The following is a 5965-nucleotide window of genomic DNA, read 5'->3' on the forward strand; positions in this document are numbered from 1 at the left end:
ATTACGTTCAAGCGAGGTGGTAGCGGGCAGCACAATATCGGCAAACTTTGCCTGCGCTGTCCAGTATTGCTCATGCACGATCACCGTTTCCGGGCGACGCCAGGCACGGGTCAGCTTGTTCAGATCCTGGTGATGATGAAAAACGTTGCCCCCCGCCCAGTAGACGAGGCGAATATCCGGGTAGTGCAGGTGTTGACCATCGAATTCAAATGGCTCGCCGGGCTGCAACAGCATGTCAGCGATACGCGCCACCGGGATGCGATGGGGGACGGCGTTAATACCTGCTGACAGACGCGGCCCAGAAAACACCCGGCGATCGGCTCCTGCCAGATTGGTTGATGCGTAACCAAACGCCAGCCCACCACCGGGTGTACCGATTTGCCCGAGCAACGCGCAGGTGGCGATCGTGGCCCAGAAAGCCTGCTCGCCCTGATGTGCACGTTGTACAGACCAGGCAATATTGATCATGGTGTTGTGCCGTGCCATCTCCTGGGCCAGTGCGCGAATACGGCTTGCCGGCAGACCGGTTATTTCAGCCGCCCATTCCGGGTTTTTGACGATACCGTCGTGCTGCCCGAACAGGTAGGCGCGGTATTGCTCAAAGCCAACGGTGTGGCGGGTGACGAAATCCCGTTGATACAGATCTTCGTCGATCAGCACCTGGCTTACCGCCAGCAGCAGCGCGGTATCGGTGCCGGGTTTAATCGCCAGCCACTGTGCATCGTCCACCGCCGAGAGATCGTTCTTCACCGGGCTGATATTAATAAAGCGTGTGCCGTTGCCCCGCAGGGTATGCAGCCAGTGTTGCAGTGCGTGATCATTCGCGCCGCCGCCGTTCACCTGCGCGTTGCGCAGCGGCAACCCGCCGATGGCGACAAACAATTCGCAGTGTTCCGCCAGCACCGACCAGTGGGTGTGTTGACGCTGTAAAGTATCCAGCTCGCCTAAAATGTGCGGCAAAATGCGCTCACCAGCGGCAATGCTGTAGGTATTGGTGCTGGCGCTGTAGCCACCATAAAGATTCAGAAAGCGGTGTAATTGGCTCTGGGCGTGATGAAAACGGCCCGCACTGGACCAACCGTAAGAGCCGCCGTAAATCGCTTTATTACCGTGTTCGCTTTTCACCCGCGCCAGCTCACCGGATACCAGCGACAGCGCGGTTTCCCAGCTCACTTCCACAAACGGTTCGCGCCCGCGTCCATCGCGTGATGCCGCACCGTTTTGCAAATAACCAAGGCGCACCGCCGGGCGTCGCACACGCGAAGCCCCTTGCACCGCACCGGGTAACGACTGGCCGATTTTTGAGGGATTACGATCCCACTCCACCGGACTGACGTGAGTCAGCACGCCGTTGTCGGTGGTGACGCGGTAGGTTCCCCAGTGCATCACCGCCAAATCATGATCCTGCTGTTGAGGTTTTTTGTTCATCAGTGCATCCTCCTGCCGTCGGTGACGTCACTCGCGGCGAATACGGCGAGAAAAACGGGTGCCAATGGTTTGAATAAGTTGAACAATAACAATGAGGACCAGGGCTGTGATCAACGTGGCAAAGACATCAAAGCGTTGGTAACCGTAGGTTATTGCCAGGTCACCAATCCCGCCGCCACCAACCGTACCGGCCATCGCCGTCGCGCCAAGTAGGCCAATGGTGGCAGTGGTCAACGCCAGAACCAGTGAGGAGGCCGCTTCCGGCAGCATAAAGTGCCATATGGTCTGCAAGGTGGTTGCGCCCATGGCGTCGGCGGCTTCAAGAATCCCATCGTCCACTTCCAGCAGGGAGCTTTCCACCAAGCGGGAAATATACGGTGCGATAAACACAATCAGCGGCACAATCGCACCGGCTGTACCGATGGTCGTTCCCACCAGCAGACGAGTGAGCGGCAAAATAGTGATCAGCAAAATGATAAACGGCAGCGAGCGCAGCACATTGATGAGCGGGTTCAGCAACTGGTGCACAGTACTTCCAGGCGCGATACCTCCGGGGCGGCAAACCACCAGCACGATGCCAAGCGGAATGCCAATGAGCGAGCCAAACGCGAGCGCGACGCTGATCATCACCAAGGTGTCATGCAGCGCCAGCAGAAATTGATCGCCAGTGACGGCGGTGTCGATAAATTCAAACATGGGTGATTTTCACTCCTGCGTCGCGAAGTACGCCCACTGCGGCCTCGGTTTGTGCGGTCTCGCCGAGGATCTGCACAATCATGAATCCGAGGATCGTGTTCTGCACTTCGGACATACTGGCAAAGAGGATATTGACCTCGATGTCATAGTCTTTGATCACGCGATTGATGATCGGTTGTTGTGCGGTAATGCCGACAAACTCCAGTCGCAATGCCTGCGCACGGGCATCTCGCTGCAACAATTCGCTCACCCGTTCTGGCAGTGAGTCGTGGATAACCGACTGCACAAAGTTCGCCGTCACCTGGTGTTTTGGCGCACCAAACAGGCTTAAAATGTCGCCCTGTTCCACCACTTTGCCGTGCTCCATCACCGCCACTTTATTGCAGATTTTTTGGATGACCGACATCTCGTGGGTAATCAGCACAATCGTGATGCCGTAGCGGCGGTTGATTTCCGCGAGCAACAACAGAATTTGCACCGTGGTGTGCGGGTCCAGCGCGGAGGTGGCCTCGTCACACAGTAAAATGGACGGGTTGGTTGCCAGCGCACGGGCAATGCCCACGCGCTGCTTTTGCCCGCCGGACAACTCGTTCGGGTAACTGTGGACTTTATCGCTCAGGCTCACGAACTCGAGCAGTTCGGTAACTCGTGCCTGAATAAACGCTTTATCGCGGCCTTGCAGAATGAGTGGGATCGCAATGTTATGAAAAACAGTTTTCGAATTGAGCAGATTGAAATTTTGAAAAATCATGCCGATATCTTTTTTCACGGCATTGAGTCGCTTGCCACTCACATTCTGTAGCGACTCGCCATTAATCACCACTTCACCCTGACTTGGGGATTCGAGACGATTAATTAAGCGCAGTAACGTACTTTTCCCTGCACCGCTGTAACCAATAATCCCGAATATATCGCCTTTATCCACACGTAAATTAATGCCATCCAGAGCGACAATATCGCGCCCTTTTCGGGAAAATGTTTTGCTAACGTTGCGAAACTCAATCATTACATCACTCATCGACAAATATTATTTCAAATAATCAGGCAGCAAATAACCACTGTATTGTGCGTTACTGGCAATATACTGTTTGAACTCCGCCGAATGGTAGCCATCGATAATATCTTTTGAGAATTGTGCGTCTTTATTTTTACCCGAAACGGTGACGACATTAATAAAGTTGCTGGTGGGATCTTCAAGTTTAAGCGCTGACGCAAGTTTAATACCGTTGGATACCGCGAAATTACCCTGAATTAAGCCGTAATCGACGTCTGGCAATGCGCGAACCTGCTGGGCATTGTCCATTTCTTTGAGCACTATTTTGTACGGGTTTTCGGTGATGTTACGTTGTGAGAATGTCGCCGGGTCACTTTTCGGGTCGATCTTTATCCAACCGAGGCTTTGCAGCACCAGTGCGGCGCGGTATTCATTGGACGCCTGATTGGGCACGGAAACGGTAGTGCCTTCCGTGGGTTTCTCGAGTTGTTTAATCTTCTCAGAATACAACCCCATCGGCGGCGTTGGCACCTGCACAATACCGGTGTTTTCGATACCCAGACGCTCGTTGACCGATTTCAGGTAAACCGGATGCTGCATAATATTGGCTTCGATATTGCCGCGTGCGACAGCATCGTTAATCTGAATTCCGTCACTGAAATCTTTATATTCGACTTGGTATCCTTTTTTAATCAGATACGGTGCGACACCTTTTTCGAATTGTTCTTTATAAGGGCCTGGATTAAATCCGACGCGAATTATTTTATCCTGCGCGTTTGCCAGAAAAGTAGATGTTGATAATAATGCGAGGATCACACCCAGATAAATCGGCTTTTTCATCGATAATTTCCTAAAAGATTTCAAGTGAAATTGATTTAATCACAGCACTACCGAGGTTGTAAGCGAAATAGCAGGCTTTCATTTTGCTTTTTTAGCATAACGAAACATGAAAAATGCATATTCAAAAAACGCAAATAGATAGCGAATTTTATTCTTTACGCAAGGCAGACAAACAATATAAAGCACTGTGTGCTTATGCCATATTGAAAACAAATCTGAATATATCCGGGAATACCATGCCTGATTTTGCCGCATCGCAATTGATTAATCATCTTGAAGAAAACCTGTTCAGCGTACTGGAAAAGCAAGCCAGAGAGTTTGATACACCTGAATTACCGTTGATTGACCTTTCAAGTGGCAGCCCGCGACAGCCCACTGCACCTGAAATTATTGATACTCTGCAAACCGCAGCGGCCAATCCGGTCAACCATGATTACCCGTCTTTCTGGGGCAAACCTCAGGTACGCCAGGCGATTGCCGATTTTTACCAGCGTCATTATGGCGTCGAACTGGATCCCGAAACGGAAGTCGCGGTGTTTCAGGGCTCGCACATTGGCGTCAGCGGCATTCCTCGCGCAATCGTTAACTCCGGGCAATACATTATCTCCACGGATCCGTGCTACCCCATTTATCGCTCAGCCGCCATTCAGGCGCAGGCACAGTTTTACGGCATTGCGCTTAAAGAAGAAGATAACTTTCTGCCGGATTTTTCCCGTGTGCCGGACGAAATAGCCCAGAAGAGCGGGCTGCTGATGCTCAATTATCCGCACAACCCCACCGGGGCAATGGCGACAGCGGAACTGTTCGATGCGGCATTGGATTTCGCCAGGCGCTACAACACGCCGGTACTGCATGATTTTGCCTATGCGGCGATTGGTCGCCACGCCGAAGACGCGCCAGTCAGCCTGTTGGCAAGGCCGGGTGGCAAAGAGTGGGGGATTGAAACTTACACCTTGTCCAAAACCTTCCGCATGGCTGGCTGGCGTTTTGGCTTCGCGGTCGGGAATGCGTCGATTATTCGCGCATTCAAAAAATTGCATACTCACAGTTACAGCACTGTCTTTGGTGCGGTACAGGACGCGGCCATCACTGCGCTGTCGCTACCTTTCGATCGTATGCAGCAACAGGTCGCTGTTTATCATCAACGCCGTGAATGGGTATTGAAAACCCTGGCAGAAATGCGCTGGCCCATCAGCACTGAACAGGGGACGTTCTTCCTCTGGCTGCCCGTTCCGGCAACGGACAGCACCCAGCAGTTTGCCGAGCGTTTATTGAAAGACGCGCACGTTTTGGTGGCTCCTGGTACAGGGTTTGGCGCTGGGGGGGAAGGGTATATTCGTATCAGCCTGACGACCGACGACGCCGCGCTGAAGACCGCGCTGGAACGTATTGCGGCGCTGCGGTTGTTTGCGTGATTTTCTAGCTGCCCAAAAGCCGCGAGCGGCGGTGAATAGAAACCGTATCGACTAAGAGAGGAGGCCGAGGAAACTCGACCTCCTCCTTGAAAACAGTGCCAGTTTAAAGAAGGGGAAAGCGTCCGGATAGATTAATCTGTTTGCGAATGGTCAACTCACACTAGCGCCCGGAGCTGTTCCCGCATATATGCAGTAAAGTATTCAGGATTTTTAATCACAACACGGTCTGCGGACTCAATTTTAGTCGCCCATCCGGCCACTTTTTTCGTGAACTCGGTATTCCATCCCTCCTGGCTACCTCGTGCAGTAACATCGGCTGCGCTAGCCGGTACCCCTAAATCCTTTAAATACTTAAACATTCCCTTAGCTGTACTTTCATCCATGGGCTGTGGCGCTGGCACTGATGTATTCATCGCGCCAATGTAGTCCAGTGCTTTATCAATTACTGTTGGCATACTCTTGTCCTTAAAATTAACCACGCAATAAACAAGACTATAATATGGACTAAAATTAATTGTGATATCAAAGATGCACATCACATTTATTTCATTTTTCCTTCATCGGGGCGGTTTTTTCCTGATCCACTGGTGCG

At 52.0% G+C, this 5965-nt stretch carries 6 protein-coding genes; 1 reads left to right on the plus strand and 5 read right to left on the minus strand.

Annotated elements, in window-relative coordinates; all coding sequences use genetic code 11:
* The 4 genes from VJY99_RS06570 to VJY99_RS06585 all read right to left on the minus strand — a co-directional run.
* Positions 1 to 1428: molybdopterin-dependent oxidoreductase (locus VJY99_RS06570; RefSeq protein WP_324117261.1), on the minus strand; the 1428-nt coding region annotated here is incomplete at its 3' end.
* Between the two features lie 27 nt (positions 1429 to 1455).
* Entirely contained in the window at positions 1456 to 2124 is a 669-nt protein-coding gene (locus VJY99_RS06575) for a methionine ABC transporter permease (protein ID WP_324117262.1), read from the minus strand.
* Positions 2117 to 3130 carry a methionine ABC transporter ATP-binding protein gene (locus tag VJY99_RS06580; protein ID WP_324117263.1) on the minus strand — a complete coding sequence of 338 codons (1014 nt, stop codon included), beginning with the start codon at positions 3128 to 3130 and terminating at the stop codon, positions 2117 to 2119. Before VJY99_RS06580 ends, VJY99_RS06575 begins: the two co-directional genes overlap by 8 nt.
* Positions 3131 to 3151: 21 nt before the next feature.
* Entirely contained in the window at positions 3152 to 3958 is an 807-nt protein-coding gene (locus tag VJY99_RS06585) for a MetQ/NlpA family ABC transporter substrate-binding protein (RefSeq protein ID WP_324117264.1), read from the minus strand.
* A gap of 236 nt (positions 3959 to 4194) precedes the next feature.
* On the opposite strand from VJY99_RS06585, the gene VJY99_RS06590 reads away from it, so the two are divergent.
* On the plus strand, positions 4195 to 5373 hold the full coding sequence (locus VJY99_RS06590) for an aminotransferase class I/II-fold pyridoxal phosphate-dependent enzyme (RefSeq protein ID WP_324117265.1): 1179 nt from the start codon (positions 4195 to 4197) through the stop codon (positions 5371 to 5373).
* 155 nt (positions 5374 to 5528) lie between these two features.
* On the opposite strand, the gene VJY99_RS06595 is transcribed toward VJY99_RS06590, so the two are convergent.
* Positions 5529 to 5828: a DUF1889 family protein gene (locus tag VJY99_RS06595; RefSeq protein ID WP_324117266.1), complete on the minus strand. Its 300-nt coding sequence runs from the start codon at positions 5826 to 5828 to the stop codon at positions 5529 to 5531.
* Positions 5829 to 5965 lie beyond the last annotated feature (137 nt).

It is taken from the genome of Buttiauxella sp. (genome assembly GCF_035271705.1).
GTDB lineage: Bacteria > Pseudomonadota > Gammaproteobacteria > Enterobacterales > Enterobacteriaceae > Buttiauxella.